General features: G+C 71.3%; 25 protein-coding genes, 1 pseudogene and 1 riboswitch. Of the genes and pseudogenes, 16 read left to right on the top strand and 10 right to left on the bottom strand.

What is annotated here, in order from left to right; genetic code table 11:
• Positions 1-196 precede the first annotated feature (196 nt).
• The 3 genes from ACGFZP_RS06995 (at position 197) to ACGFZP_RS07005 (ending at position 3,607) form a co-directional block, all read left to right on the top strand.
• On the top strand, positions 197-1,462 hold the full coding sequence (locus ACGFZP_RS06995; RefSeq protein ID WP_392929375.1) for an Ig-like domain-containing protein: 1,266 nt from the start codon (positions 197-199) through the stop codon (positions 1,460-1,462).
• A 201-nt stretch (positions 1,463-1,663) separates the two neighbouring features.
• Entirely contained in the window at positions 1,664-2,932 is a 1,269-nt protein-coding gene (locus tag ACGFZP_RS07000) for an Ig-like domain-containing protein (RefSeq protein WP_392929377.1), read from the top strand.
• 198 nt (positions 2,933-3,130) lie between these two features.
• Positions 3,131-3,607, top strand: coding sequence for an ATP-binding protein (locus tag ACGFZP_RS07005; protein WP_392929378.1), 477 nt, complete (start codon positions 3,131-3,133; stop codon positions 3,605-3,607).
• Between the two features lie 410 nt (positions 3,608-4,017).
• On the opposite strand, the gene ACGFZP_RS07010 is transcribed toward ACGFZP_RS07005, so the two are convergent.
• Positions 4,018-4,236 (bottom strand): hypothetical protein, encoded by a 219-nt coding sequence (locus ACGFZP_RS07010; RefSeq protein ID WP_392929380.1) that lies wholly within the window; start codon positions 4,234-4,236, stop codon positions 4,018-4,020.
• A gap of 417 nt (positions 4,237-4,653) precedes the next feature.
• Between ACGFZP_RS07010 and ACGFZP_RS07015 the strand changes: the two genes are divergently transcribed.
• A complete protein-coding gene (locus ACGFZP_RS07015; RefSeq protein ID WP_392929382.1) occupies positions 4,654-5,994 on the top strand; it encodes a helix-turn-helix domain-containing protein in 1,341 nt (446 codons plus the stop codon).
• On the opposite strand, the gene ACGFZP_RS07020 is transcribed toward ACGFZP_RS07015, so the two are convergent.
• Positions 5,922-6,842 carry a MarR family transcriptional regulator gene (locus ACGFZP_RS07020; RefSeq protein WP_392929384.1) on the bottom strand — a complete coding sequence of 307 codons (921 nt, stop codon included), beginning with the start codon at positions 6,840-6,842 and terminating at the stop codon, positions 5,922-5,924. The genes ACGFZP_RS07015 and ACGFZP_RS07020 overlap by 73 nt on opposite strands.
• 406 nt (positions 6,843-7,248) lie before the next feature.
• Here ACGFZP_RS07020 and ACGFZP_RS07025 point away from each other — a divergent pair, with 406 nt between their 5' ends.
• On the top strand, positions 7,249-7,569 hold the full coding sequence (locus tag ACGFZP_RS07025) for an ATP-binding protein (protein ID WP_392929386.1): 321 nt from the start codon (positions 7,249-7,251) through the stop codon (positions 7,567-7,569).
• Between the two features lie 28 nt (positions 7,570-7,597).
• Positions 7,598-8,386: a hypothetical protein gene (locus ACGFZP_RS07030; protein WP_392929388.1), complete on the top strand. Its 789-nt coding sequence runs from the start codon at positions 7,598-7,600 to the stop codon at positions 8,384-8,386.
• 82 nt (positions 8,387-8,468) lie between these two features.
• Here ACGFZP_RS07030 and ACGFZP_RS07035 read toward each other — a convergent pair whose 3' ends face one another.
• Positions 8,469-8,930: a MarR family transcriptional regulator gene (locus ACGFZP_RS07035; protein WP_392929390.1), complete on the bottom strand. Its 462-nt coding sequence runs from the start codon at positions 8,928-8,930 to the stop codon at positions 8,469-8,471.
• The gene (locus tag ACGFZP_RS07040) at positions 8,927-9,421 is read right to left on the bottom strand and encodes a MarR family winged helix-turn-helix transcriptional regulator (protein WP_392929391.1); all 495 of its coding nucleotides are present in this window, start codon (positions 9,419-9,421) and stop codon (positions 8,927-8,929) included. The genes ACGFZP_RS07035 and ACGFZP_RS07040 overlap by 4 nt, the downstream gene beginning before the upstream one ends.
• A 199-nt stretch (positions 9,422-9,620) precedes the next feature.
• Here ACGFZP_RS07040 and ACGFZP_RS07045 point away from each other — a divergent pair.
• Positions 9,621-9,911: pseudogene (locus ACGFZP_RS07045) on the top strand (lipase family protein); the annotation flags it as partial.
• Between the two features lie 110 nt (positions 9,912-10,021).
• Complete coding sequence (locus tag ACGFZP_RS07050) at positions 10,022-10,324, top strand: hypothetical protein (protein ID WP_392929697.1); 303 nt, start codon at positions 10,022-10,024, stop codon at positions 10,322-10,324.
• A 43-nt stretch (positions 10,325-10,367) separates the two neighbouring features.
• Here the strand turns inward: ACGFZP_RS07050 and ACGFZP_RS07055 are convergent, their stop codons facing one another.
• Positions 10,368-10,787 (bottom strand): hypothetical protein, encoded by a 420-nt coding sequence (locus tag ACGFZP_RS07055; protein ID WP_392929393.1) that lies wholly within the window; start codon positions 10,785-10,787, stop codon positions 10,368-10,370.
• A 68-nt stretch (positions 10,788-10,855) separates the two neighbouring features.
• Positions 10,856-11,605 carry a TetR/AcrR family transcriptional regulator gene (locus ACGFZP_RS07060; RefSeq protein ID WP_392929395.1) on the bottom strand — a complete coding sequence of 250 codons (750 nt, stop codon included), beginning with the start codon at positions 11,603-11,605 and terminating at the stop codon, positions 10,856-10,858.
• A 117-nt stretch (positions 11,606-11,722) separates the two neighbouring features.
• Between ACGFZP_RS07060 and ACGFZP_RS07065 the strand changes: the two genes are divergently transcribed.
• Positions 11,723-12,373, top strand: a complete 651-nt coding sequence (locus ACGFZP_RS07065) for an NADPH-dependent FMN reductase (RefSeq protein ID WP_392929397.1) — start codon at positions 11,723-11,725, stop codon at positions 12,371-12,373.
• Positions 12,374-12,402: 29 nt separating this feature from the next.
• Positions 12,403-14,160, top strand: coding sequence for an MDR family MFS transporter (locus ACGFZP_RS07070; RefSeq protein ID WP_392929398.1), 1,758 nt, complete (start codon positions 12,403-12,405; stop codon positions 14,158-14,160).
• Positions 14,161-14,211: 51 nt separating this feature from the next.
• Here the strand turns inward: ACGFZP_RS07070 and ACGFZP_RS07075 are convergent, their stop codons facing one another.
• The 4 genes from ACGFZP_RS07075 to gcvT form a co-directional block, all read right to left on the bottom strand.
• Complete coding sequence (locus tag ACGFZP_RS07075; RefSeq protein WP_392929400.1) at positions 14,212-15,579, bottom strand: L-serine ammonia-lyase; 1,368 nt, start codon at positions 15,577-15,579, stop codon at positions 14,212-14,214.
• A gap of 139 nt (positions 15,580-15,718) precedes the next feature.
• The gene (glyA, locus tag ACGFZP_RS07080) at positions 15,719-16,987 is read right to left on the bottom strand and encodes a serine hydroxymethyltransferase (RefSeq protein WP_392929402.1); all 1,269 of its coding nucleotides are present in this window, start codon (positions 16,985-16,987) and stop codon (positions 15,719-15,721) included.
• Between the two features lie 80 nt (positions 16,988-17,067).
• The gene (gene gcvH / locus ACGFZP_RS07085) at positions 17,068-17,445 is read right to left on the bottom strand and encodes a glycine cleavage system protein GcvH (RefSeq protein WP_392929404.1); all 378 of its coding nucleotides are present in this window, start codon (positions 17,443-17,445) and stop codon (positions 17,068-17,070) included.
• 147 nt (positions 17,446-17,592) lie between these two features.
• Complete coding sequence (gene gcvT / locus ACGFZP_RS07090; protein ID WP_392929407.1) at positions 17,593-18,714, bottom strand: glycine cleavage system aminomethyltransferase GcvT; 1,122 nt, start codon at positions 18,712-18,714, stop codon at positions 17,593-17,595.
• Positions 18,715-18,942: 228 nt separating this feature from the next.
• A riboswitch (glycine riboswitch) is annotated at positions 18,943-19,048 on the bottom strand.
• A gap of 159 nt (positions 19,049-19,207) precedes the next feature.
• On the opposite strand from gcvT, the gene ACGFZP_RS07095 reads away from it, so the two are divergent.
• The 6 genes from ACGFZP_RS07095 (at position 19,208) to ACGFZP_RS07120 (ending at position 26,627) form a co-directional block, all read left to right on the top strand.
• Positions 19,208-19,990, top strand: coding sequence for an enhanced serine sensitivity protein SseB (locus ACGFZP_RS07095; RefSeq protein WP_392929409.1), 783 nt, complete (start codon positions 19,208-19,210; stop codon positions 19,988-19,990).
• A gap of 147 nt (positions 19,991-20,137) precedes the next feature.
• Entirely contained in the window at positions 20,138-21,076 is a 939-nt protein-coding gene (locus ACGFZP_RS07100; protein WP_392929412.1) for an enhanced serine sensitivity protein SseB C-terminal domain-containing protein, read from the top strand.
• 565 nt (positions 21,077-21,641) lie between these two features.
• Positions 21,642-22,631: an ABC transporter permease gene (locus tag ACGFZP_RS07105; protein ID WP_392929414.1), complete on the top strand. Its 990-nt coding sequence runs from the start codon at positions 21,642-21,644 to the stop codon at positions 22,629-22,631.
• A 53-nt stretch (positions 22,632-22,684) separates the two neighbouring features.
• A complete protein-coding gene (locus tag ACGFZP_RS07110) occupies positions 22,685-24,454 on the top strand; it encodes an ABC transporter substrate-binding protein (protein WP_392929416.1) in 1,770 nt (589 codons plus the stop codon).
• 98 nt (positions 24,455-24,552) lie between these two features.
• A complete protein-coding gene (locus ACGFZP_RS07115; RefSeq protein WP_392929418.1) occupies positions 24,553-25,563 on the top strand; it encodes an ABC transporter permease in 1,011 nt (336 codons plus the stop codon).
• Complete coding sequence (locus tag ACGFZP_RS07120) at positions 25,560-26,627, top strand: ABC transporter ATP-binding protein (protein ID WP_392929421.1); 1,068 nt, start codon at positions 25,560-25,562, stop codon at positions 26,625-26,627. Before ACGFZP_RS07115 ends, ACGFZP_RS07120 begins: the two co-directional genes overlap by 4 nt.
• Positions 26,628-26,634: the final 7 nt, after the last annotated feature.

Here is a 26,634-nt window from a genome sequence, read left to right on the forward strand (position 1 = left end):
CTGAGACCGCCATCGGTCGGGTAGATCTTCACCCTGGTTCCACACCTGGTTCACCGCCCTCCCCCCGGGGTTCACTCATTCGGCCCAGTTATCCTGCTTGCCGCGCCGAAAGCCCGGCGTGAAAGATCACGGCCGGGGTGCAACCCGTCCGGGTATCCGCGCGTCCATCAGGGTGGACACCGGGAGGGGAGAGACCGTGAAGCAGGTTAGGGCGGCCGACGCCGCGATACGTACCACCAACCTTCGTATGCGCCGCGGAGCGATGGCGCTGATGATGGGCGGGGTGCTGCTGCTCACCGCGGCCTGCGGGGACGACAAGGGCGGCGACGGCAACGGCGGCGGCTCCAACGAGGCGGCCGCGACGGCGGGCGCCAGCGGCGCCCCGGCGGGCGGGCAGACCTCGGCGGCGCCGAAGACCTCGGCCGCCGTGCTGTCGGTCGAGCCGAAGGACGGCGCCCAGGACGTCGCGCCGACCAACGCGCTGAACGTCTCGGTGGCGAACGGCAAGCTCACCGCGGTCGAGGTGACCGACAAGGAGGGCAAGCCGGTCGAGGGCGCGATCGCCGCGGACGGCTCCGGCTGGAAGCCCAACGCCGCGCTGGCCGTGGGCATGGCGTACAAGGTGAACGCGCAGGCCAAGGACGCCGACGGCCTGGTGGCCGCGTCGACCACCTCGTTCACCACGCTGACGCCGGACAAGAAGATCTCCACCAACGACAACATCACCGACAACGCCACCTACGGCGTCGGCATGATCGTCTCGGTGGCCTTCAACAAGGACGTCAAGAACAAGGAGGCCGTCGCGAAGGGCATCACCTTCGAGACCAGCGACGGCACCGAGGTGAAGGGCCACTGGTTCGGCGCCAGGCGGCTGGACTTCCGTCCGGCCGAGTACTGGAAGCCGGGCACCAAGGTCGTCATCAAGTACCGGCTGAAGAACGTCGAGGTCTCGCCGGGCGTCTACGGCGACGTGGACAAGGACGAGCCGTTCACCGTCGGCCGCTCGCAGGTCTCCACCGCCGACTCCGCGGCCCACACGATGACGGTGGTCCGGGACGGCCAGCCGCACACCGTGCCGGTGACCCTCGGTGACGAGAAGAACCCGTCCTGGAACGGCGTGATGGTGATCTCCAGCAAGGAGAAGGTCACCCGGATGAACTCGCAGACCGTCAATCTCGGTGCCGAGTACGACATCCCGGACGTGCCGCACGCAATGCGCCTGACCAACTCCGGCACCTTCGTGCACGGAAACTACTGGGCGAACCCGTTCGGCAAGACCAACGCCAGCCACGGCTGCATCTCGATGCAGGACACCAAGGACGGCAGCGACGCCTCGGTCGCGGGCAAGTTCTTCAACGACTCGATGATCGGCGACGTGGTCAAGGTCGTGAACTCCAAGGAGAAGACGGTCGCGCCCGACAACGGGCTCAGCGGCTGGAACCTCGCCTGGGCGAACTGGTAGCCGAACCGGTTACCCCTACCCGGCGGTAGCCACCGGTAGTCCCGGTTTGACGACGACCGGCCCGATCCTCACTCGTTGGGGTCGGGCCGGTCGTGGTTCCCGGGGTAATTGCCACCTGAATGGCGCAACCTTTTCGGTGGTCCCCGCGTGTATCTGTCGAGTCCATGGGGACCAGGGGCGGGATCGAGGGAGGAAGTCGACGTGAAGTCGATACGCAGGGTCATGGCCGTCGGTGTGCTGGGCGGCGTGATGGTGCTGACCAGCGCCTGCGGCGGTAGCGGCGGGGGCGGCGGCAGTGCGGCCAAGGCGGAGCTCGGGGGTGGCGCGACCGCGGGGGCCGCGTCGACCGCGTCCGCGGGTGCCACCGGGTCCGCGCAGGCTCCGGCCCCGGCGGCCGCCGCGTCGAGCGCGGCGCCGAAGACCTCGCAGGCGGTGCTGGACATCCAGCCGAAGGCCGGCTCGGTGGACGTGGCGCCGAACGGCGCGCTGAAGGTCGCGGTGGCGGGCGGCAAGCTCACCACGGTCAAGGTCAGCGACAGGACCGGCAAGGAGATACCCGGGGCGATCGCAGCCGACGGCGGCAGCTGGACCCCGTCCGGGCCCCTCGCGGTCGGCACCGCCTACCAGGTGAGCGCGATGGCGACGGACGCCGGCGGCGTGGTCGCCGCGGCGGACAGCAGCTTCACCACGCTGACGCCGGAGCGCGAGGCGAAGGCGAGCGACAACATCACCGACAACGCCACCTACGGCGTCGGCATGATCGTCTCGGTGGACTTCGACAAGGACGTCAAGAACAAGGAGGCGGTCGCCAAGGGCATCACCTTCGAGACCGACAACGGGACGGTGGTGAAGGGCCACTGGTTCGGCGACCGCCGGCTGGACTTCCGTCCCGAGGCGTACTGGGCGCCGGGTACGAAGGTCACCATGCACTACCGGCTGAAGAACGTGGAGATCGCCCCGGGCGTGTACGGGGGAGTGGAGCGGGACGAGCCCTTCACGATCGGGCGATCGCAGGTCTCGACGGTTGACGCCAAGACGCACGAGATGACGGTGGTCACCTCCGGCCAGACCTCCGTCATCGACATCACCTCCGGCTCGCCCGAGCACCCGACCTGGAACGGCACCATGGTCGTGATGTCCAAGGAGGGCGTGGTGCGGATGCAGTCCAGCAGCATGCCCGGGATGACCGGCGCGCCGTACGACCTCCAGGTGCCGCACTCGATGCGGCTGACCACCTCCGGGACGTACGTACACGGCAACTACTGGAGCAACGCCTTCGGCGAGGACAACGTCAGCCACGGCTGCGTCGGTCTCAAGGACGTGAAGGGCGGCGGCGGTTCGACCTCCGCGGGCACCTTCTACGACGGCTCGCTCATCGGGGACGTGGTGAAGGTGCAGAATTCCTCGCGCGGCCAGGTCGAGCCGGACAACGGGCTGAGCGGCTGGAACCTGGGCTGGAGCGCCTGGTAGGAGGCGGTCGGCGGCAACCCGGGCTTGACGGTTCGTGGACCCGGGTTGCGTCCGGCATATGCCGAACGGGTGGTGATCGTTTGCTCATTGTCCGTACGCGGCCGCTTGCGTTCCGCAATGATGGTCCGCATGGCGGGTTGGGGCGAAACAGATCAGTCATCACTTCCTGGGTCCAGCTTGGTCGCCGACGCGTCCTGGATGTGCTTCCAAGACGCGCTCGCGACGCTGGAAGGGCGCAGCTCCAAGGAGCTGGAGCAGATGTACTACGGCAAGTTGTGCGACCAGGACGAGCCGGGCGAGGTCCGGCTGCCGTCCCGGCCGGAGTCCGGCCCGGTGGCCCGCCGACTGGTGCTCTCGGTGCTGGAGTCGTGGGATCTGCACCAGCAGCTGGAGGTGGGCGAACTGCTCACCAGCGAGCTGGTCGCCAACGCGGTGCGGCACGCGGCCGGGCGGACGATCGGGCTTGAGGTGACGCGCAAACCGGGCTGGCTGCGGGTCGAGGTGCGGGACTCCTCGCGGGCGCTGCCCTGTCTGATCCTCGCCGAGCCGCTGCCGATCAACGAGTTCGGGCGGGGGCTGAAGGTCGTCGACGACCTGGCCGACCGCTGGGGCGCGGACCTGCTGCCGCGCGGCAAGGGCGTCTGGTTCGAGCTGAAGGTCCGCGAGCGGCACTGAGGCCCGGCCCCGGTTCACCGCGGTTCGCCCGACCCGGTCCGGAAAACGCGCAGGGCCCCCGATGTCACCGTGGTCCGGTGCGTGGGGGCCCGTGCAAGTCATCGCGCCGGCCAAGGGGGTGCGTGCCGTGCGATGGTCGACGGCTGCGCCAGGTCGGGCCAGCCGTAGTTCTGGGTGTCCACGGCGGGATTTATCGTTGCCCGCCCTTGGACTTCCTCGACTATTGCACGGATCTCAGCATGTGGGCAAACCGGGTGGCTTTGATTGCAAGGTTTGTAACCTAGTTCACCTTTGGATTTTGCATAGGTTAACGCCGTCGCCTGTGAATATTCATGATCGGCTGGTGATCAGCCCAGCCCGAATGCGGGCGGCGTGTGTACGGACCGCCGTCGGGGCGAGGCGGGCCGGGCTCAGCCGAAGCGAAGGGTCTGCGTGGTGCCCGTCCCGGCGAGCGCGCGGGTGTACGCGCCGCCGCCGTCGAGCTCCCGGTAGCTGGTCACGGGCTCGCCCACCTTCATCAGGACCAGTGCGCAGGCGAGGCACCACGGCCGGGGCGGCTGCAGATCCAGATCCTCGATCACGGCGGGCGCGGTACGGCACTCCGCACAGACCGGGCCGACTCCGGCCATGGTGGTCCTCCTTGGTCTGGGGCTCAGGATGTCAGGCCCAGGTGGAACCGCACTGAACGCAGCCCCAGCGGCCGTCCATGGTCTGGTAGGTCGAGCTCGACCCGCAGACCGGGCAGGTGCGGGCGCAGGCGCCCAGGTCCCTCTCGGGCAGCGTACCGGGCGGATTCGGGGTGCAGGGGCGGTTCGGCGTAGCGGGGGGATCGAGCTGGATCACGCTCACGGCGGTCTCCTCCGGGAGGGACTCGGGACGAGGGTGCCGGCCGGCTTCACCAGGCAACACGGCCTGACTCCTCGCGGGAATGCAGCGAGGGCGCCCCCGCACGCCGTGTGCGTGCTTCGCATGCGTCGTGCACGCCCTCCCCTGTCCGGAGCTCTCACCATTAGCGTTGGCAGCCCGCACAGTTGGAGGGCCTGGCCGTGTCGATTCCGCCGTCCTGCCGGCTTGGGTCGGTCATCCGGGGTGCTCGGTCCGCTTTGCGGATGACCCAGGCGCAGCTCGGTCAGGCGTGCGGGTACTCCGCGTCGGCGGTGAGTCGGGTCGAGGCGGGAATGCTCCGGCCGACCGAGCAGGCCCTGCTTCTGATCGCCGAGGCGCTGGATCTGTCGCCGGCCGATCTTGGGCTTGTCTACCCGGCGCGTGCGCTGTCGAATGAATTCGGCCGTGCACGTGAACAGAGGGCTACCCTGGCAGGACATGTGACGCAAAGTCGGGAGGCCGCTGTGCTCCGGAGGCAGTTGCTCGCGGGTATGGCCGGAGCGGGTGCGTCACTGCTCACCGCGCCCGTGGCCGTCTCGGAGACCGTGCCCGATACGGCGGCTCGCATCGAGGGGGCCCTGTACGTGGCAGGGCCCGCAGCCCCCGTCGCGCTTGAGCAGCTGCGGCGGACGCTCTTCTCTGCGCGTGTCGTCTTCAACACCGCGGGGTACCGCGCCCTGGCCCAGACTCTGCCGGCCCTCCTCGGTGCGGCCGAGGCGACGAGGGACGCCTCGGCCGGGCGGAACAGGGATCTGGCCCATGCATGTGTGGCCCGCGCGTATGTCCTGGCCACCGAGCTTGCCGTCAAGGAACACGCCGACGTCGCCTGGGCTACCGCAGACCGGGCCGTTTCTGCGGCCAGGGCCAGCGGGAGTCCGGCCGTACTCGGCGAGGCCGCCCGCGTCCTCGCCATCACCATGAGGCGTGCGGGGCGTTCGGCGGCGGCGGTCGATCTCCTGCGCCGCACCGCTTCCTCGCTGTCGCAGGACGCGGCTGCCGAGTCGCAGGCCGTGGAGGCGACGCTCCTGATGACTGCCGCCTACACCGCCGCGTGCGATCGGCAGCGCGGCGATGCGCTCGATCTCATGGCGGGAGCCACGGATGCCGTGGATCGCCTGGCAGGTGCTGAGGTGGGAGCTGCCGGCCCGCTGTTCACGGTCGACGCCACCAGTACGCAGATCGACCTGTACTGGATCGGTGTCCACACGGCGCTGGGAACGCCCGACCAGGCCGTGTCACACGCCGCGCGAATCAGCCCGGGTCGCCTGCCGACAGCAGAGCGCCGTGCCAGGTACGGAACCGACTGCGCCCGCATGTGGCACCGCCTCGGCGATCACCGCCAGACCTTTGCCGCGCTTCGCATGGTCGAGCAGGTGGCGCCGGAGGAGGTCCGTCGACCTGCCTTGCAGGCACTTGCCTCGGACCTTCTCTATGCGCCGGTGGGGCTGCCCGGTGTGCGGGAGTTCGCTCGGCGGACCGGGGCCATGGCCGTCGACCGGTAGGCGCGAGGGGCAGGGGTCCAGCCGACGGTGGTGCGGATGCGGGCGGCGTGTGTACGGACCGCCGTCGGGGCGAGGCGGGCTTGGGGTGGGGGTGCGGTGGTGGCGCCGGTGCGGCAGGCCCGGCAGATGCCGCCGAGGAGGGCTGTCGGGCGCCCCGGGGTGCGGCAGGCGGTGCACTCCATGACCCGGCCGGTGGGGGCCGGGGCGGGGGGCCGGGCGCGTTCCGGGGGCATCTTGTCGATCAGCCGGCGCCGGACGAAGCCGGCCGGGCTGTGGACCGAGGGCGGGAGCCCCGAGGCGAGGGCCGCCGTGAAGAGGTCCGGGGTGGTGCCGCGCGCCAGCCACTGGGCGGCGAGCGGCTCCAGGGCGGCGCAGTCGGCGGCCGAGAGCGGCAGGCGGGCGTCGGCGAGGCCGAGCCCGGCGAGGGCGGCGTAGGCGGGCGAGCGGGGCGGCTCCGGGGCCGGGCGCTCGTCCGGGTGAACCTCGGCGGGCGCGTCCGGGGCGCCGGCCTCGCCGGTCGCGAGGAAGTGGGCCCACCAGCCGTCGGTGCGGGCCGTGCGGGAGAAGTAGGTGCGGAACACCCACTGGGTGCGGTCGGCGCCGACCCGCTCGCGGATGCGGCGCAGGTGCCCGGCGGCGGAGAGGCTGTTCAGCGCCGTCCGGACGGCCTGCTGCCCGTAGAGGGGCTGGTCCGCGGCGAGCGTCTTGGTGTCCATCGCCGCCCCTTCGGGCAGGTGGTCGATGAGGCTCGCCAGGTACGCCTCGCGGACGGGCAGGTGTGCGAAGTCCTCGGCGCTACGGGCGGATTCACCCGGCGCGGAGCGCTTTCCGTAGCCGGACGAGGCCATGGCGGGCGCGGGAACGCTAAAGTCGTGGGTAGCCACAGGATCGAGTCCCATCGATCGTGCTGGTCAAACCCCCGTTCGGTGTTGGCGCACCGGCGGGGGTTGATTCGTTGGTGCGCACGCTACACGTCGGGAACGCATGGTGGCCAATAGTGACGATTAGTCATACATGCTGGCAGCAGCGGTACTTGGGTGGGTGGGAGGTGGTTGCCCGCCCATTCCACTAGGAGGTCACTCGGCCGCCGACACCTGAGCTTCGGCCGCGAACGCGAGGAAGTCCGCCCCAGGCGGCGGGCAGATTGACTTTCTCCCGGTCGGCGTAAAGCATCCCCATCGACTGTCCCTCCTCGTACGCCAGGCACTCGTGGTCGGGGGTCTCCAGCAGGACAAACGGCCCGTGGACTCCTGGGTGAACATCCTTCTCAGCGAACTGGTCACCAACGCCTGCCGTCACGCCCGCACCCCGCGGGACTGCCTCATCGGGGTCCGCTGCCTGGTCCTCGACTCGGCCCTCCTCCGGGTCGAGGTCACCGACGCCAGCGAGGACCTCCCCCAACCCCGCCGGTCCACCCCCGACGACGAGAGCGGCCGCGGGCTCGAACTCGTCACCGCCCTCGCCGACTCCTGGGGCGCCCACCTCCGCGGTGACGGCTACATCGGCAAGACCGTCTGGTTCCAGCTGAAGCTGTGGACACCCGTCGGCCGCTCCATTCCCTGTATGGGACAGTGAAGGCTCCGGATCGAACAGGGGTGGAAGCGTGCGGACTTCGGGAGTCCTGTCGGCCGGTCTGGCCGCCGTGGCGATGGTGGCACTGGCGGCGTGCGGTGCCGCCGAGAAGAGTCCACCCCCGGAAGTCCCGGCAGTCCCGAGCATCACGGCCTCGCCCAGCGAGGACACCGTGGCGCTGGAACTCGCCAAGAAGGCCCGGGAGGCGCTGCTCGGCTCCCCCTCGGTGACGCTGCTCGCCGAGCAGCCGAGCCGGACGGCGAACCCGGGCTACCGCGTCTCCTTCGACCAGCAGGGCAACTGCGTCGGGGAGTCCAGGGTCGAGCACGGCTCCTTCCTCTTCCGCAAGGTGGGCGAGGAGGGTTGGTCGCACCCGGACCGGGCCTGGTTGGAGTACGACTCGGACACCAGGAGCCACACCCCTCCCGAGGACCGGGAGGAGGTGTTCGCCCTGATGTCGAAGTGGCAGCCGGACGACGAGGCCGTGCTGAAGGAGTGGCGCGCGCGGTGCTCCGCCCAGTTCGTCGCCGACCTGATCCGCAGCGAGTCGCCCACCACGAAGACCCTCAAGGTCGCCCGGATCGCGACCGGAACGGTCGGCGGGACCCCGGTGATCGTCCTGCGTTCGGCGGGGCTGTCCGGGATCACCAAGGTCTCGGTGGCGGCTGAGGGCACTCCGTACCCCCTGAAGGTGGAGTTCGACTCGTCCGGTCGCGAGCCGTCCGGCACCTTCACCCTCAGCGGCTTCGGCGAACCCGTCCCGGCCGACCGCCCGCAGCCCGGCGAGATCTGGGTGGCCCCGAAGAACTCCGGGGAGTAGGAAGTCGGCCCGTCCGACCTCCTACTCCCGTGTTCCGGGCGGGCGGGCGGGCAGGTAGGTGGTCGGTCGGCCGGTCGGGTGATCAGGCGGTCAGTGCCGCGAGCTCCGCGTCGGCGCGCTCGGTGACCAGGGCGAGGACGCGGCCGGCGGCGGCCAGGTCCTCCTCGGATATCCCGCCCCAGATGCGGGCGGAGACGGGTGCCGTCTCCGCGCCGACGGCGGCGAGCAGCTCGCGCCCGGCGTCCGTGGGGTGCAGGCACGCGCCGTCCGCGACGAGCAGCCCCTTGGCCAGCAGGCCGTCGAGGGTGGCGTGGAGGTCGGCCGGATCGGCCTTGAGGGAGCCCTGGACCCGGGCGACGAGACCGTCCGGCGTCTGCGGGGCGTCGGCGGTGATGGCGGCGCGCAGGGCGACCTGCTCCTGGAAGGTGAGGCCGTGCCGGGCCAGGACGTGCTCCAGGACACCGCGGGCGGCGTAGTGGGCCAGGCCGAGCGCGCGGGCGTCGGCGAGGGGTGCGGTGCTGGTGAGTGCGGTGCCGATGGTCACGGTGTTGTCCCCTGAGTGCTCTCGTCGGTCGGTAGGGATGGAGCGAGAGGTACGTCGAGCAGGGCCGTCAGCTCGGCGGTGAAGGCGTGCGTCCGCGGGGCGTCCAGGCCGCCGAGCGGCTCCATCAGCTGCTGGAGCAGCTCCTGGACCGCGGCGATGGCCTGCCGTGTGACGGCCTGGCCCTGCTCGGTGAGGGCGAGCTGCACGGCGCGCGGGTCGCGGGGATCGCGGGTCCGCTCGATCAGGCCGGCCGACTCCAGGGCGCGCGCCAGCTTCGAGACGTACAGCGCCTCCAGTCCGGTGTGGTCGGCGAGTCGGCGTTGGCTGGGCCGCTCGCCGGCGCGCTGCATGCCGTGCAGCGACGCGACCAGCGAGTACTGCGCGTGGGTGAGGCCCAGCGGGGCCAGCGCGCGATCGACGGCGACGCGCCACTTGTTGGCGAGTCGCCACACCAGGAAGCCGGGCGTGGGGCCCGGTGAACCCTTGCTCATATCGAATAGAGTACATGGCTACTATGTCCATGGCTACTATTTATGGGCGGCGTCACGGCCGGGGGCGTGGCTGTCGTGGCGGCTGTGGCGGCTCGCCCCGAACGGGCAGGCCGGTGGCGCGTGAGCAGAATCGGGTGATCGGGGCCGGGTCGCCTGGGTCCACGGCACCGTCGGCAGCGCCGACAGGTGCGCGCCGTCGATGGACTCCGACGCGCTCGGCCCGCCCGGGCGCACCGCGTTCGGCCTCCTCCGCAAGATCAACAAGGCCCCCCACGAGCTGCTCAACGCCTTCCTGGAGGAGGGCTGGGCGGTGGCCATGACCGACTACGAGGGCCTGGGCACCTATGGCGTCCACCCCTTCCTGCTGGGGGACTCCGAGGGGCGCGGCATCCTCGACATCGTCCCGGTGGTCGGGCAGCTCGCCGGCACGGACGCCCCGGCCCGGTTCGTGATCGTCGGCCACTCCCAGGGCGGCCGGGCGACACTGTTCGGCGCCCACGTGGCCGAGGGCCACCCGGTGGGGGCGGACTCGCGGGCGCTGCCGCCCTCGCGCCGGCCTCCAACCTGCGGGAGGGGCTCTTCCTCGCCTGCCATGGCCCGGTGCCGGTCAGCGACCTCGGCGGCTTCTACGCGCTGTTCACCAACGGGGTGTTCGGCGGCGACCCGGGCATCGACAGGGACCGGATCTCCCAGGCCGAGGGCGACGAGCGGGTCGCGCCGGACAAGGCCGACACGCTGATCGGCCAGCTCAACGCGATCGAGGGGAACCCGCCCGTCGAGCGGGTCTTCCGCCCCGAGGTGGATGCGCCCGACCCCGACGACCTGGGCGACCACTTCGGCCTGCTGGTCGACCCGACCGAGATCGCCGACCTCGTCATCTGGGAGCGCGACCGGCTGGCCTGACGACGGCCCGGGCGCGCCACCGAGCGGCGGTGGCGGGCCCGGCTCAGCCGACGATCTCCGAACGGCCGCAGGGGCAGGGGCCGTCGAGCTGGTAGCAGACGTAGCGCATGCAGCCGAGGCAGATCGAGATGTTCTCCAACCGCCACTGATCGCCGTGGCAGGAGCAGAAGTCCCGCCGGCGGAGCAGGGCGTTCCAGCCGGGCGCGCCGCCGATCGCCGCGTGGGCGCTGCGGAGATAGGCGACGGTCTCCCCGTCGTACTGCTCGGATCGGCGGGCGTCCGCCAGGTGCCAGCACCAGGCGGCGAAGAAGGCGTCGCCGCTCACCAGCCAGTCCGCCTCCCGGCCCGACTCCGTCCAGGCGCGGACCAGCCGGCCGAGCCGTGCCGCGAACGGCTGCGAGGTGTCGTGGAGGAGCGCATCGCCGCTCGGGGGACGGGAGTTGTGCACGTGATCGACGGTCATGGGGCCACCGTACCGGGCCGGGCAGGGCCGGATCGGCGGTCCGGTCAGACGCCCGGCCGGATGCCCGGTCAGATGCCCAGTCGGGCGGCGACGCCGTCGAGGACGCAGTCCAGGCCGGTCTCGAACTGCCAGTCCTGGTCGTCCTTGCGGGTGGCCTCCCCCAGGTAGCGCTGGTAGGCGGGGTAGCGGCCGGTGCCCATCAGCCAGGACATCTGCGGGGCCAGTCCGACCCGGGTGTCGTCGCCGTCGGACCATCCGTTCTCGCGCATCAGGTCGGCCAGGCCGATCTCGGCGGCGACGGCCCCGCGGACGTAGCCGGTGACCGTCCGGAAGACCGCCATCATGGTGTCCGCGTCCAGCCCCTGGCCGGTGAGGGCGGCGAACGCCCGCTCGGGGACGGCCAGTTGGTTGGGGGTGAGCGGGACGGCCGTGGCCCGGACGGTCCAGGGGTGGGCCAGCGTCTTGGCGCGCAGGCGGGTGGCGAGGGTCCGCATGGTGTCGCGCCAGCCGGCGGCCGGATCCGGCAGGGCCAGCTCGCCGTACACGGAGTCGACCATCAGCTCGATGAGTTCGTCCTTGCCGGAGACGTAGCGGTACGCGGCCATCGGCGCTACGCCCAGGGTGGTGGCCAGTCGGCGCATGGTGACGGCGTCGAGGCCCTCCGCGTCGGCGATCGCGATGGCCGCCTCGGCGATCCGCTGTGGGGTGAGGGTGGTGCGGGGGGCGGGTGCCGGGCGTTCGAGGCGCTCCCACAGGGAGGTGCGGGGCTTCTCGCCGTCCTGGCCGTCCGGCCCGGCGGGGGGCTGCTGAGCGGTCATGGGGCGGGCTCCTTCCGGCGAATCTTCTGCGTACACCGTATCAGGAGTAGACGTTGTACGCAGTGATGTGTACGTTGTATCTATCCGATACGACGTACACAGCGGAGGGGAACCCCCATGTCCAGCAGCATCGAGACCGCCGTCGAGACCACGGCCGAGAGCCCGACCGACCCGGCCGCCGGTCGGGACCGGCTCCGGGTGGCGGTCCTCGTCGGCAGCACCCGGGACGGCCGGTTCGCCCCCGTCGTCACCAGGTGGCTGACCGCGCACCTCGCCGAGTACGACGACCTGGACGTGGACGTCGTCGACCTGGTCGAGACCCCGCTGCCCACCGTCTTCCCGTCCTTCGGCGCCCCGCCGGCGCCGGGCACCGAGGAACTGCTCGCGGCGGTCTCCCCGCGGCTGGAGGCGGCCGACGCCTTCGTCCTGGTGACCCCCGAGTACAACCACAGCTTCCCGGCGGCACTGAAGAACGCCATCGACTGGCACAACCACCAGTGGCACGCCAAGCCGGTCGGCTTCGTGTCCTACGGCGGGCTCTCCGGGGGCCTGCGCGCGGTCGAGCAGCTGCGGGTCGTGCTCGCCGAGCTGAACGCCGTCACCATCCGCAACACCGTGAGCTTCCACGGCGCCCACGCCCGGTTCGACGCCGACGGCGGGGCGATCGACCCGGCCGCCGACGTCGCGGCGAAGGCCCTGATCAACCAGCTCACCTGGTGGGCGCAGGCCCTGCGTTCCGCCAAGCGAACCCGTCCGTTCGCCGCCTGACGCGGCCTTCCCATCCTCAGGGGGTAGCCATGACCGCCCATGCGACGGCGCCGACCGGCACGACGGCGCCGACCGGCACCACGGGAGCCGGTGGCACGACGGGAGCCGGTGGCGCGACGGGGGAGCGGCCGGATCCGGTCCGGTCGCGCCTTCCCTGGCTCGGCATCCTCGGGCTGATGCTCGGGATCTTCCTCGCGGCGCTCGACGGGCAGATCGTCAGCACCGCGCTGCCCACCATCGTGGGCGACCTCGGCGGGCTGGAGCACCTGTCGTGGGCGGTGACCGCCTATCTGCTCACCTCCGCGGCGGTCACCCCGATCTGGGGCAAGCTCGGCGACCTCTTCGGCCGCAAGGGCGCCTACCAGTGCGCGGTGGTGCTGTTCCTGATCGGCTCGATCCTCTCCGGCCTGGCCCAGGACATGGGTCAGCTGGTCGCCTTCCGGGCCGTCCAGGGGCTGGGCGCCGGCGGGCTGATGGTGGGCGCGCTCTCGGTGATCGGGGTGCTGGTGCCCGCCGAGGACCGGGGCCGCGTCCAGTCGGTGATCGGTGTGCTGATGCCGATCGCCTTCGTCGGCGGGCCGCTGCTGGGCGGGTTCCTCACCGACCACCTGAGCTGGCGCTGGGCGTTCTACGTCAACGTGCCGGTGGGCGTTTTCGCGCTGGTGGCGGCCGGTCTCGGGGTCGGACTGCGGACGCCGCGAAGGAAGGTGCCGATCGACTACGCCGGCGGGGGACTGCTGACCACCGGCATCCTGGCCCTCACCCTGATCGGCAGCTGGGGCGGGAGCGCCCACGCCTGGACGTCGCCCCGGGTCCTCGGGGCGGCCGCCGTGGCCGTGGCGGCGCTGGCCTGGTTCGTCCGGGTGGAGCTGCGCGCGGCCGAACCGCTCATCCCGCCCCGGCTGTTCCGCCGCAGGAACGTCACCGTCTCGCAGGTGCTCGGCTTCCTGGCGGGCGCGGTGATGCTGGCCCTGGTCGGCTACCTGCCGCAGTACCTGCAGTTCGTCCAGGGCGTCACCCCGACCACCGGCGGGATGCTCCTGCTGCCGCTGATGCTCGGCATGATCGGCAGCCAGGTGGCGACCGGCCGGCTGATGGCCCGGGGCGGCGGGCAACGCCGCTACCCGCTGCTCGGCGGCGCGCTGCTGCTGCTCGGTGTGCTGCTGCTGCTCGGCCTCGGGACGGGCACCCCGCAGGCGCTGGCCTCGGGCCTGACGGCGGTCGCCGGGATCGGGATCGGCCTGATCATGCAGAGCACCATGCTCGCCACGATGCGCGAGGTGGAGCCCCGGGACATGGGCGCCGCGATGGGCACGGTCACCCTGGTCCGCAGCGTCGGCGGCTCGCTGGGCATGGCCGCCCTCGGCGCGGTCTACTCGGCCCGGATGGCCGCGGTCCTCGTCGACCGCCTCGGCGAGGCGCAGGCCGCCGGGCTCACCGCGGGCGGCGAGCTGACCCCGGCTTCGTTCGCCCGGATGTCGGCCGAGGTCCGGGCGGCGGTCGGCGCGGCGGTGACGGACGGACTGCACGGCGCCCTGCTCGGTGCGGCGGTCCTGGCGGCCCTCGCCCTGGTGGCCGCCCTGGCGGGCCGCCGAGCGCCCGCCCCGGCGGTGCCCGGGGTGGCGGGCCCGGAGCCGGCCCCTGCGTCGGCCCCGACCGGCGAGGCCGCGACCGGCGAGGAGGTGCTGGGAGCCGTCTCGGCCCACCAGGGCGAGCAGCACCAGGTGCTCGGACTCGCCCTGCGCCGCCTGGCTCAGGAGAACGAGTCCGCCCGCCGCAACGCCTGAACCCCCGGACGGAATCCCGTCCGGGGGCTCAGGCGCGCGGCGTCGGCCGGGTCAGCACTCGATGACGTTGACGGCGAGGCCGCCGCGCGAGGTCTCCTTGTACTTGATCTTCATGTCCGCGCCGGTCTCCTTCATGGTCTTGATCGCCTTGTCGAGGGAGACGTGGTGGCGGCCGTCGCCGCGCAGGGCCATCCGGGCGGCCGTGACGGCCTTCACGGAGGCCATGCCGTTGCGCTCGATGCAGGGGATCTGGACCAGGCCGCCGACCGGGTCGCAGGTGAGGCCGAGGTTGTGCTCGATGCCGATCTCGGCGGCGTTCTCGACCTGCTCCGGGCTGCCGCCGAGCACCTCGGCGAGGCCGCCGGCGGCCATCGAGCAGGCGGAGCCGACCTCGCCCTGGCAGCCGACCTCGGCGCCGGAGATGGAGGCGTTCTCCTTGAAGAGCATGCCGATCGCCCCGGCGGCGAGCAGGAAGCGGACGATGCCGTCGTCGTCGGCGCCCGGGATGAAGTTCAGGTAGTAGTGCAGGACGGCGGGGATGATGCCGGCCGCACCGTTGGTGGGGGCGGTGACCACGCGGCGGCCGGAGGCGTTCTCCTCGTTGACGGCCATCGCGTAGAGGGTGACCCACTCCATGGCGTTGGCCGGCCCGATGCCCTCCGCGCGCAGGGCGCGGGCACCCGAGGCTGCCCGGCGGCGCACCTTCAGGCCGCCGGGGAGGATGCCCTCGCGGGACATCCCGGCCCGCACGCACTCCTGCATGACCCGCCAGATCTCCAGCAGGCCGGTGCGGATCTCCTCCTCCGAGCGCCAGGCCTTCTCGTTCTCCAGCATCAGGCCGGAGATCGACAGGCCGGTCTCCCGGCTGAGCCGCAGCAGCTCGTCGCCGGTGCGGAAGGGGTACTTCAGGGCGGTGTCGTCGGGCTTGACCCGGTCCGCGCCCAGCGCGTCCTCGTCCACCACGAAGCCGCCGCCCACCGAGTAGTAGGTCTTCTCCAGCAGCGTCGAGCCGTCGGCGCCGAACGCCCAGATCGTCATGCCGTTGGCGTGGTACGGCAGCGACCGGCGGCGGTGCAGGATCAGCTGGGTGTCGGGGTCGAAGTCGATGGCGTGGGTGCCCAGCAGCCGCAGGCGCTTCTCGGCGGTGATCCGCTCGACGTCCACGTCGGCCTGGTCGACGTCGACCGTGCGCGGCGAGTTGTTCTCCAGGCCCAGCAGGACGGCCTTCGGGGTGCCGTGGCCGTGGCCGGTGGCGCCGAGCGAGCCGAACAGCTCGGCGCGGACGGAAGTGACCTCGGCCAGCAGGCCCTCGGACTTCAGCCGGCGGGCGAACATCCGGGCCGCGCGCATCGGGCCGACGGTGTGGGAGCTCGACGGGCCGATGCCGATGGAGAAGAGGTCGAAGACGCTGATGGCCACGGGGGACGTCCTTGTCTGGTCTCGTGGAAGGACAAGCGGGGTGGACACGGATCGGGGCACCGCGCGCACTGTCCAGTGTGCGCGGTGCCCCGGAATCCCAGGTGGCCCGGCGGGGTGAGCCCGGTCACCTGTGGCCGAACTAGAGGTTCGGGTAGAGCGGGTACTTCGCGGCGAGCGCGGAGACCCGGGCCTTCAGCGCGGCGGCGACGGTCTCGTCGAAGGCCGGCTTGAGGGCCTCGGCGATGACGTCGGCGACCTCGCGGAAGTCCTCGGCCTGGAAGCCGCGGGTGGCGAGGGCCGGGGTGCCGATCCGCAGGCCGGAGGTGACCATCGGTGGGCGCGGGTCGTTCGGGATGGCGTTGCGGTTGACCGTGATGCCGACCTCGTGGAGGCGGTCCTCGGCCTGCTGGCCGTCCAGCTCGCTGTTGCGCAGGTCGACCAGGACGAGGTGGACGTCGGTGCCGCCGGACAGCACCGAGGCGCCGGCCTCGGCGACGTCGGCCTGCAGCAGGCGCTCGGCCAGGATGCGGGCGCCGTCCAGGGTGCGCTGCTGGCGCTCCTTGAACTCCTCCGAGGCGGCGACCTTGAAGGCCACGGCCTTGGCGGCGATCACGTGCTCCAGCGGGCCGCCCTGCTGGCCGGGGAAGACCGCGGAGTTGATCTTCTTGGCGAACTCGGCCTTGGCGAGGATGACGCCACCGCGCGGACCGCCCAGGGTCTTGTGGGTGGTGGTGGTGACCACGTCCGCGTACGGCACCGGGTTGGGGTGCAGACCGGCGGCGACCAGGCCGGCGAAGTGCGCCATGTCGACCATCAGCAGGGCGCCGACCTCGTCGGCGATCCGGCGGAACGCGGCGAAGTCGAGCTGGCGCGGGTAGGCGGACCAGCCGGCGATGATCAGCTTCGGCTGGTGCTCCTTGGCGAGGCGCTCGACCTCGTCCATGTCGACCCGGTTGGTCTTCTCGTCGACGTGGTACGCGGCCACGTTGTAGAGCTTGCCCGAGAAGTTGATCTTCATGCCGTGGGTCAGGTGGCCGCCGTGGGCCAGGCTCAGGCCCAGGATGGTGTCGCCCGGCTGGATCAGCGCGAACATCGCGGCGGCGTTGGCCTGCGCGCCGGAGTGCGGCTGGACGTTCGCGTACTCGGCGCCGAACAGGGCCTTGATCCGGTCGATGGCGATCTGCTCGGCCACGTCGACGTGCTCGCAGCCGCCGTAGTAGCGGCGGCCGGGGTAGCCCTCGGCGTACTTGTTGGTCAGCACCGAGCCCTGGGCCTCCATGACCGCCACCGGGGCGAAGTTCTCGGAGGCGATCATTTCCAGGGTGGTCTGCTGGCGGTGCAGCTCGGCATCGACCGCGGCGGCGATCTCGGGGTCGAGAGCGTGCAGGGACTGGTTCAGAACCGTCATGGTGTGGTCTTCCCAGGGGAGGAGGGAGGGCGGCCGGCGGGGCGGGGCGGCCGCCGCGCTGCGGCCGCCCCGGCGGTGGCTCAGGCCGGGTTGATGATGGCGTCGTACTCGTCGGCGCTCAGCAGCTCTTCGGTCGCCTCGACGCGCACCTTGAACAGCCAGCCACCCTCGAAGGGGTCGCTGTTGACCAGCGCGAAGTCGTCGAGAACGGCCTGGTTGGCCTCGACGACCTCACCGGTGACCGGCGAGTACAGGTCGCTGACCGACTTGGTGGACTCGAGCTCGCCACAGGTCTCACCTGCGGTCACCGTGTCGCCGACCGCGGGAAGCTGCACGTAGACGATGTCACCGAGGGCGTCGGCCGCGTGCTTGGTGATGCCGATCGTCGAGACACCGGCCTCGGCGGCGGTCAGCCACTCGTGCTCCTTGGTGTACTGCAGGTGCTGGGGGTTGCTCATGGCGTCATTCTCCAGGATGGGAAGCGGGTACGGCGAAGCGGGCCGCCGGGCGGACGGCTTCGACGATGATCTGTGGAAATGTGCGGGCCGGGAACCAGGCCTCGGCGGGCTCGCCGGGAACCGGGCCTCACCGGGCGCGCCGGTGGATCAGCGGGCGCGCTTGTAGAAGGGCAGCGCCACGACCTGGACCGGCTCGTGCTTGCCGCGCACGTCCACCGCGACGGTGGTGCCCGGGGCGGAGTGCGCCGCGTCCACGTAGGCGATCGCGATCGGCTTGCCCAGGGTGGGGGAGGGCGCGCCGGAGGTGATCCGGCCGATCGGCTCGCCGTCCGTGGAGACCACGGTGTACTCGGCGCGCGGGACGCGCTTGCCCTCGGAGACCAGGCCGACCAGCACCCGCGGCGGGTTGGCGTCGGCCTCGGCGGCGGCCTTCTCCAGCGCCTTGCGGCCGATGAACGCGCCCTCGTTGGTGGTCTTGTCGAAGCGCACCACCCGGCCCAGGCCCGCGTCGAACGGGGTCAGCTCGGTGGAGAGCTCGTGCCCGTACAGCGGCATGCCGGCCTCCAGGCGCAGCGTGTCGCGGCAGGACAGGCCGCAGGCGATCAGACCGCGGTCCGAACCGGCCTCGGTCAGCGCCGTCCAGATCCGCTCGGCGTCGCCGGGGGCGCAGAAGATCTCGAAGCCGTCCTCGCCGGTGTAGCCGGTGCGGGCCAGCAGCACCTCGCGGCCGGCCACCTGGGCCGGGAGGATCGCGTAGTACTTGAGGCCGGCCAGGTCGGCGTCGGTGGTGGCGGCCAGGATCGCGGTGGCCTCGGGGCCCTGGACGGCGACCAGCGAGTAGGTGTCGCGGTCGTCGGTGACGACGGCGTCGAAGCCCTTGGCGCGGCCGATCAGCTCGTCCAGGACCAGCTGGGCGTTGGAGGCGTTGGCGACGACCAGGAAGGCGTCCTCGCGCAGGCGGTAGACGATCAGGTCGTCCAGGATGCCGCCGTCCTCGGCGCAGATCATGGTGTAGCGGGCGCGCAGCACGCCGAGCGCGGAGACGAAGCCGACCAGCGCGTGGTCCAGCATCTCGCCGGCCTGCGGGCCGGTGATGGTGATCTCGCCCATGTGGGAGAGGTCGAACAGACCGGCCTTGGTGCGGACGGCGAGGTGCTCCTCGCGCTCGCTGCCGTAGCGCAGCGGCATGTCCCAGCCGGCGAAGTCGGTCATCGTCGCGCCGAGGGCGCGGTGCAGCGCGTCGAGCGCGGTGAGGCGGAGGGACGACATGGCCTGGAACTCCTCGGTCTGGGCACTCAGGGGTGCGCACGCCGGACCGGTCCCGCTCGGGGGCACGGCCTGCGCGCGGGCATGCGGCGGCAGGGCCTCCCCATCTGTCGTCGAACCTGAGAGCTTCACCGCACGCGGGCCCGCAGCTCTTACAGCTAACAGGACAGCATGGCGGCTTGCACCGTGGGTGGGCGCACGGCAGGGCCGTGTTCCGCTTTCCAGATGTGCCTAACCCGTGCGGTAGGGGTGCCTGAGAGATTCCGGGGAGGACTTGCTCCTTCGGCGCCGGCTGTACCGCCTCTCGGGGTACTCCGGGCTCTCCCGCGCGGGTTCGAGCGGCCGGTATGGAGTTAGGGGCCTCCGGTGGAAACACGCGGAGACGCGCACATCATGGCACGTCTGCGCCCCACGCGGGAGAGGGGGGAGGGGGGAGGGCGCTAGGCTGCACGCGTCGACGAGCCAGTAGGGCGGTACAGGGCGCATGGGGTACCCGGTGGAGCAGCAGCAGGGGTGGGGCGGCCCGGAGGCGGCGCCACCGGGCGGCGGATGGCCGGCCAACGAGCTGGAGCAGGTGCTCAGCGCCGCGCTCGGTGATCCGGGCGCGACCCCCCGGGTGTTCGAGGTGCTCGCCCGCAGCCAGGTGTGGATCCCGCTGCCGTCCGGGGCCGACCCGCAGGGGCAGGCGCTGGACCTGCCGACGATCGAGCTGGCCGGCGACCCGTACGTGCCGGTGTTCTCCTCGCAGGAGGTGTTCCTGCGGCAGGCGCCCGGGATGGCCTTCGCGGTCGCGCCGGTCTGGGAGTTCGCCCGGGGCCTGCCGCTCGGCGTGGGCATCGCGGTGAACCCCGAGGCGCCGGTCGGCATCCCCGTCCCGCCGCAGGGCGTGGCGGAACTGCGGCGCGGCCCGCGCGAGGACCGCTGGGAGGCCCCGGACGGGCCGACCGGCGGCCGGGTGGCGCTGCGGGAGCCGGTGGCGGGAGAGGACCCGGAGGCCTTCCTGGCCGCCTGCCGGGCCGAGCTGGCCGCCTTGCCCGGGGTGCTGACCGCCCGCCGCGCGCTGGCCAGCGTCGAGGGCGAGCCGACGGTGATGTTCATCGGCGTCCAGCTGGACCAGGGCGCCCCGGTCGCACCGGCCGCCGTGAACGAGGCGCTCGGCCGCGCACTGGGAACCGCGCCGCTGCCCGGGGGCGTCCACCTCGTACTGCTCGACCTCGCGGACGATCCCGTCGTCGAGTGGATGCTCAACCGGGTCCGGCCGTTCTACGCCCGGATGTGACGCGTCCCTCCTCACCCGCCACGGGGGAGGAGGGCCCCTTGTAGGCACGTCGGCGTGGCGGCGGTCGGTGGCGCCCCATAGGGTGCGTGCAGACACCCGCCGGGCCGGCGGCAGGTGAGAGAAGAAGAGGCGCAGCGAGGTGGGCGCATGAGTGCGGGAGCGGTAGCGGGCGGTGCACCGGGGCCCTGGGGCCAGTCCTCCGCCGGGCGCCCCGGCGCGGATCCGGGTGCGCTGGAGCGCGCCCTGCGCGAGGTCGGTCCGGAGCGCTACGAGGCGTACGAGGCGCTGCTGCAGGCGCTCGCCGCGGGCCAGGTCTGGATGCTGCTCTGGCACGGCACGCCCGGCAGCCAGGACGCCCAGTACGGGAACATGGAGATCAGCGGCCACGGCTACGCGCCGGCCGTCACCTCGCCCGAGCAGCTGGCCGCGTCCGGCTGGGCGCGGGCGCACGAGGTGATCTCCGGCCGGGAGATCGCCGCCTCGCTGTACCGCACCCGCTGGGGCCTGTGGCTGAATCCGCATGCGCCGGGCGGCGGGGTCGGGGTGCCGTGGGCGGACCTGCGGCGGATCGCGGCGGGCCTGGACCGGCTGCCGGCCGGGCCGCTGAGACTGAGCGAACCGCAGGTGCCGGCGCAGCAGTTCTTCGCGCTGCTGGAGCGGCAGGCGGGCGAGGTGCGCGCGGTCAAGGCGCTGCGCCGGGCCTGGGTGCAGCCCTCCGTGGGCGAACCGTATCTGGCCATCGGTCTTGAGCTGTACGAGAGTTCGCCCCCGACCGTGGAGGCCGTCCGGGCGCTGATGCAGCGGGCGATCGCGGTGGCGCCGGAGGGGCTGGCGGTCTCGACGGTGGCGATGGGGGACGAGTACGACCCGGTGGCGCTCTGGATGCGCGCCAACGCGCGGCCGTTCTACGACCGCGAGGCGCCGGTGCAGGGCCGTCCGCAGGCGCCCTACCCGCCGGTGCCGCCGCCGCCGTACGCCTCGCAGGCGGGGCCGGGCTACGGCTACGGCACCCAGCCGCCCGGTCCGGGCTGGCCGGGGCAGCAGCCGCCGCCGCAGCAGCCCTGGCCGGGATACCCGGGGCGCTAGGCCCTGTCCGGCCGATCTTGCCGCGCGCTGATCCGCCAAGATCGACCGGACGGGACCTGGGGCCCTCCGGGCCCCGGCCTTCGGAATCCCGCCCGAGGGCTGTAATCCCATCAGAGAAGCCGATCTGACGACATGTCGGATCGGCTTCCGCGCTTTCCGGACGATTTTTCAGTCGGTGCCGTCCTCCCCCTTGACATGCATGTAACAGCTGTGTGAAGAGGGATATGCCGGAGGTCAGGAGGTGCATGCCGACAGATCACAGTTGGGTTTCTCTCGGTTGTCAGGGCTGGCGCAAGCCAGTTCGGATGGCAGAGAGTTCTGCGCAACGCACCGCGCGTACTTGCAGCCCCACGAAGGTGAACGCGCAGGCGGACCGCTTGAGCCTCGTGATGCCCATCCCGCGCGGCCGCAGGACCCAGCACGCCGTACCGCCGTGAACACCCGTACTCGCACCTGCACTTCCGCTTCCGCATCTGCACCTCCGCACGTCCGCACCAGCCGTACCGCCGAACCGGCGACCGGCACCCGTGGGCCGGCCACCGTCGGCGAGGGGACCGAACTGACCATGACCGCACCCATCAAGACCGCCGGAACCGAACCGGGGGCAGCAGCCGCCGCGATCCCGGCCAAGAAGATCGAGGGCCGTTCGCTCGGCCAGATCGCCTGGATCCGCTTCAAGCGGGACAAGGCCGCCGTCGCCGGCGGCATCGTGGTGATCCTGCTGATCGTGCTCGCCGTGCTGGCCAGGCCGATCGAGTCGCTCTTCGACCTGGACCCCGACGCGCTCAACCAGGACCTGCTGGACGCCAACCTCGGCGGACTGCCGATGGGCGACTGGGGCGGGATGAGCGCGGACCACCCGCTCGGCGTGGACCCGCTGCAGGGCCGTGACCTGCTCTCCCGGATCATCGAGGGCTCCTGGGTCTCCCTGCTCGTCGCCTTCGGCGCGACGCTGCTCTCCAACACCATCGGCACCGTGCTCGGCGTGATGGCCGGCTACTACGGCGGCTGGGTGGACAACCTGATCAGCCGGGTGATGGACGTCTTCCTGGCGTTCCCGCTGCTGCTCTTCGCCATCGCGATCTCCGCCTCGCTCCAGGGCGGCGCGTTCGGCCTGCACGGCCTCCCGCTGCACATCATGGTGCTGATCTTCGTGATCGGCTTCTTCAACTGGCCCTACATGGGCCGGATCGTGCGCGGCCAGACCCTCTCGCTGCGCGAGCGCGAGTTCGTCTACGCCGCCCGCAGCCTGGGCGCCCGCGGCCCGTTCATCCTGTTCAAGGAGCTGCTGCCCAACCTGGTCGGTCCGATCCTGGTCTACTCGACCCTGCTGATCCCGACCAACATCCTCTTCGAGGCGGGCCTCAGCTTCCTCGGCGTCGGCATCCAGGCCCCGCAGGCCTCCTGGGGCGGGATGCTCAACGACGCGATCAAGTACTACCAGGTGGACCCCCAGTACATGGTGGTCCCCGGTATGGCGATCTTCCTCACCGTCCTCGCCTTCAACCTGCTCGGCGACGGGCTGCGTGACGCCCTCGATCCCAAGAGCAACTGACTCAACGTCAGGGTTTCCGATCCGCCACCACTCCTCAAGGGGTTGATCTCACCATGCGCAGGTCCCGTACCGTCGCGCTGACCGCAGTGGCCGCCGCCGCTGTCCTGGTCGTCACCGGCTGTTCCTCCGGTTCCTCCAAGAGCGGGGACAACTCGTCCTCCTCGGCCTCTGCCGGTGGCGGCGCCGACGCGGCCACCAAGGGCATCGTCAACGCCTCGGACAAGAAGGGCGGGACGGTCACCTACGAGATGAAGGGCACCCCGGACTCCCTGGACCCGGGCAACACGTACTACGCCTACATCTACAACTTCTCGCGCCTTTACGGGCGTTCGCTGACGACCTTCGCGCCGGGCCCCGGCGACGAGGGCAACAAGCTGGTCCCGGACCTCGCCGAGTCGGTGGGCCAGCCCAGCGCGGACGGCCTGACCTGGACGTACAAGCTGCGTGCGGGCCTGAAGTACGAGGACGGCAGCGCGATCACGTCCAAGGACGTGAAGTACGCGGTGGAGCGCTCCAACTTCGCGCCGGACGTGTTCTCCAACGGTCCGACGTACTTCAAGGAGCTGCTGGTCGACAACCCGACCCCCTACGAGGGGCCGTACAAGGACGCGACCGGCGACCTGAAGTCCATCGAGACGCCGGACGACCTGACCGTCGTCTTCCACCTGAAGCACGCCTTCGCGGACTTCGACTACCTGGTCTCCGCCCCGCAGACCGTGCCGGTCCCGAAGGACAAGGACAAGGGCGCCGACTACGTCAAGCACCCGCTCGCCTCGGGCTCGTACAAGTTCGAGTCCTACGAGGACGGCAAGCAGCTCACGCTGGTGCCGAACACCAACTGGGACCCGAAGTCCGACCCGATCCGCAAGCAGCTCGCGGACAAGATCCTGCTCAAGATGAACATCGAGCAGTCCACCATCGACAAGGACCTGCTGGCCGGCAACGCCCAGGTGGACCTCGTCGGCGGCGGCGTCGACCCGCAGACCCAGGCGCAGATCCTGCAGAACCCGAAGCTCAAGGCCAAGACCGACAACGCCTACGGCGGCCGCCTGGTCTACACCGCGATCGACAGCCACGTCGCGCCGTTCGACAACGTGGACTGCCGCAAGGCCGTCCAGTTCGCGATCGACAAGGTCTCGGTGCAGACCGCGGTCGGCGGCCCGATCCGCGGCCAGATCGCCAACTCGGTGCTCCCGGCGGACATCCCGGGCCACCAGGACATCAACCTGTACGAGACCAAGGACAACAAGGGCGACGAGGCCAAGGCCAAGGAGGCCCTCAAGGCCTGCGGCAAGCCCGAGGGCTTCAACACCGTCCTGAGCGCCCGCACCGAGCGCGCCACCGAGGTCGCCGCCGCGACCTCGATCCAGGCCGCGCTGAAGAAGGTCGGCATCAACGCCGAGATCCAGCAGTTCCCGCAGGGCAAGTACCTCTCCGACAACGTCGGCGTGCCGGCGAAGAACAAGGAGAAGAACATCGGCCTGATGATGATGCAGTGGGGCGCCGACTGGCCGACCGGCTACGGCTTCCTGCAGCAGATCGTCGACGGCCGCGCCATCAAGGAGGCCGGTAACAACAACCTGGCCTCGCTGAACGACCCGGCGATCAACAAGCTGATCGACGACGCCGCCGTCACCACCGACAAGGCGGCCCGCGAGAAGATCTACGCGGAGATCGACAAGAAGGTCATGGAGCAGGCGGTCTACGTCCCGCTGACCTACTTCAAGGTGTTCCTGTACCGCTCGGACACCGCCACCAACGTCGTCTCCACCTCGGCCTTCTCGGGTGAGTACGACTACCTGAACATCGGTACGACCAAGTAAGAGCCTGGCTCCGCATCCCTGAAGGCAGGTGAAGGCAGCGGCGCCCGCCGCCGTCCGGAAGATCCCGGACGGCGGCGGGCCGCCGGAGCCGCCCAACTGTGTTTGCCTACATCCTCCGCAGGACGCTCGCGGCCGTGGTGCTGCTGCTGGTGGTCAGCGCGGTCACCTTCGCGATCTTCTTCCTGCTGCCGCGCCTGGCCGGCGAGACCACCGACCAGCTGGCCACGCAGTACATCGGGAAGAACCCGTCACCCGAAGCGGTCGCGGCGGTCAAGAAGAACCTCGGCTTCGACCAGCCGATCTTCGTCCAGTACGGGCGCTTCCTGAAGGCGCTGGTCACCGGGGCCGAGTACAAGTTCGGTCCGGACGCGGCCACCTGCCACGTGCCCTGCTTCGGCTACTCCTTCAAGAACCACCTTGAGGTCTGGCCCGAGCTGACCAAGCGCATCCCGATCACGCTCTCGCTGGCCGTCGGTGCCGCGGTGCTGTGGCTGGTCTCCGGCGTGTCCACCGGCGTCATCTCCGCGCTCAAGCCGAAGTCGATCTTCGACCGGCTCTCCATGGGCATCGCGCTGGCCGGCGTCTCGCTGCCGGTCTTCTTCACCGGCGCCCTGCTGCTCACGCTCTTCAGCTACGAGTGGCCGATCCTGGACAACCTGCAGTACGTCAACTTCACCGACGACCCGCTGATGTGGGCCCGCAACCTGATCCTCCCGTGGATCTCGCTGGCCTTCCTCTACTCCGCCCTCTACGCCCGGCTCACCCGCGCCGGAATGCTGGAGACGATGAGCGAGGACTACATCCGCACCGCCCGGGCCAAGGGCCTGGTCGAACGCAAGGTGGTCGTGCGGCACGGGCTGCGCTCCGCGCTCACCCCGGTCGTCACCATCTTCGGCATGGACCTCGGCCTGCTGCTCGGCGGCGCCCTGATCACCGAACAGGTGTTCTCGCTCCAGGGTGTCGGCGCCTTCGCGGTCTCCGCGATCGCCGACAACGACCTGCCGAAGATCCTCGGCGTCACCCTGCTCGCCGCCTTCTTCATCGTCGTCTGCAACCTCGTGGTCGACCTCCTGTACGCCGCTGTCGACCCCCGGGTGAGGCTGTCGTGACCGAGCTCCAGAAGACCCCGGCGCCCGTGGCCGCCCCGGCCGGGGACCCGTTCCTCTCGGTGCGGGACCTGCGGATCCACTTCGACACCGACGACGGCCTGGTCCGCTCGGTCGACGGGGTCAGCTTCGACCTGCACAAGGGCAGGACGCTCGGCATCGTCGGCGAGTCCGGCTCCGGCAAGTCCGTCACCTCGCTCGGCATCATGGGCCTGCACCGCTCCAAGCGGGCCCGGATCAGCGGCGAGATCCACCTGGACGGCGAGGAGCTCATCGCGGCCGGCCCCGAGCGGGTCCGGCAGCTGCGCGGCCGCCAGCTGGCGATGATCTTCCAGGACCCGCTGACCGCGATGCACCCGTACTACTCGGTCGGGGCGCAGATCGTCGAGGCCTACCGGGTGCACCACCCGCAGGCCACCAGGAAGCAGGCCCGGGCCCGTGCCGTCGAGATGCTCGACCGGGTCGGCATCCCGCAACCCGACCGCCGGGTCGACGACTACCCGCACCAGTTCTCCGGCGGCATGCGCCAGCGCGCCATGATCGCCATGGCCCTGGTCAACGACCCCTCGCTGCTGATCGCCGACGAGCCCACTACCGCGCTGGACGTCACCGTCCAGGCGCAGATCCTGGACCTCATCCGCGACCTCCAGCAGGAGTTCGGCTCGGCCGTCATCATCATCACCCACGACCTCGGGGTGGTCGCCGAGCTCGCCGACGACATCCTCGTCATGTACGGCGGCAAGTGCATCGAGCGCGGGCCCGCCGAGACCCTCTTCGACGCGCCCGAACACCCCTACACCTGGGGCCTGCTGGGCTCGATGCCGCGCCTCGACCGGGAGCTCCAGGACCGGCTCCTGCCGGTCAAGGGCACCCCGCCCAGCCTGATCAACGTCCCGTCCGGCTGCGCCTTCCACCCGCGCTGCCCGTACGCCGAGCTGACCGGCGGGCGCTCGACCAGCGACATCCCCGTACTGACCGAGGCCGCCCCCGGGCACCACGCGGCGTGCCACCTCGCCGCCGCCGACCGGCACCGCATCTTCACCGAAGAGATCGCGCCCCGGCTGTGAGCCCGGT

This window comes from Kitasatospora sp. NPDC048239, assembly GCF_043202015.1.
Classification (GTDB): domain Bacteria; phylum Actinomycetota; class Actinomycetes; order Streptomycetales; family Streptomycetaceae; genus Kitasatospora.

Bases quoted from the DNA above. Each gene is read 5' to 3' on its own strand.
- ACGFZP_RS07005 (WP_392929378.1), top strand. From the start codon at position 3,131: ATGTGCTTCCAAGACGCGCTCGCGACGCTGGAAGGGCGCAGCTCCAAG.
- ACGFZP_RS07010 (WP_392929380.1), bottom strand. From the start codon at position 4,236: ATGGCCGGAGTCGGCCCGGTCTGTGCGGAGTGCCGTACCGCGCCCGCC.
- ACGFZP_RS07020 (WP_392929384.1), bottom strand. From the start codon at position 6,842: ATGGCCTCGTCCGGCTACGGAAAGCGCTCCGCGCCGGGTGAATCCGCC.
- ACGFZP_RS07040 (WP_392929391.1), bottom strand. From the start codon at position 9,421: ATGAGCAAGGGTTCACCGGGCCCCACGCCCGGCTTCCTGGTGTGGCGA.
- ACGFZP_RS07055 (WP_392929393.1), bottom strand. From the start codon at position 10,787: ATGACCGTCGATCACGTGCACAACTCCCGTCCCCCGAGCGGCGATGCG.
- ACGFZP_RS07060 (WP_392929395.1), bottom strand. From the start codon at position 11,605: ATGACCGCTCAGCAGCCCCCCGCCGGGCCGGACGGCCAGGACGGCGAG.
- ACGFZP_RS07065 (WP_392929397.1), top strand. From the start codon at position 11,723: ATGTCCAGCAGCATCGAGACCGCCGTCGAGACCACGGCCGAGAGCCCG.
- ACGFZP_RS07070 (WP_392929398.1), top strand. From the start codon at position 12,403: ATGACCGCCCATGCGACGGCGCCGACCGGCACGACGGCGCCGACCGGC.
- glyA (WP_392929402.1), bottom strand. From the start codon at position 16,987: ATGACGGTTCTGAACCAGTCCCTGCACGCTCTCGACCCCGAGATCGCC.
- gcvH (WP_392929404.1), bottom strand. From the start codon at position 17,445: ATGAGCAACCCCCAGCACCTGCAGTACACCAAGGAGCACGAGTGGCTG.
- gcvT (WP_392929407.1), bottom strand. From the start codon at position 18,714: ATGTCGTCCCTCCGCCTCACCGCGCTCGACGCGCTGCACCGCGCCCTC.
- ACGFZP_RS07100 (WP_392929412.1), top strand. From the start codon at position 20,138: ATGAGTGCGGGAGCGGTAGCGGGCGGTGCACCGGGGCCCTGGGGCCAG.
- ACGFZP_RS07105 (WP_392929414.1), top strand. From the start codon at position 21,642: ATGACCGCACCCATCAAGACCGCCGGAACCGAACCGGGGGCAGCAGCC.
- ACGFZP_RS07110 (WP_392929416.1), top strand. From the start codon at position 22,685: ATGCGCAGGTCCCGTACCGTCGCGCTGACCGCAGTGGCCGCCGCCGCT.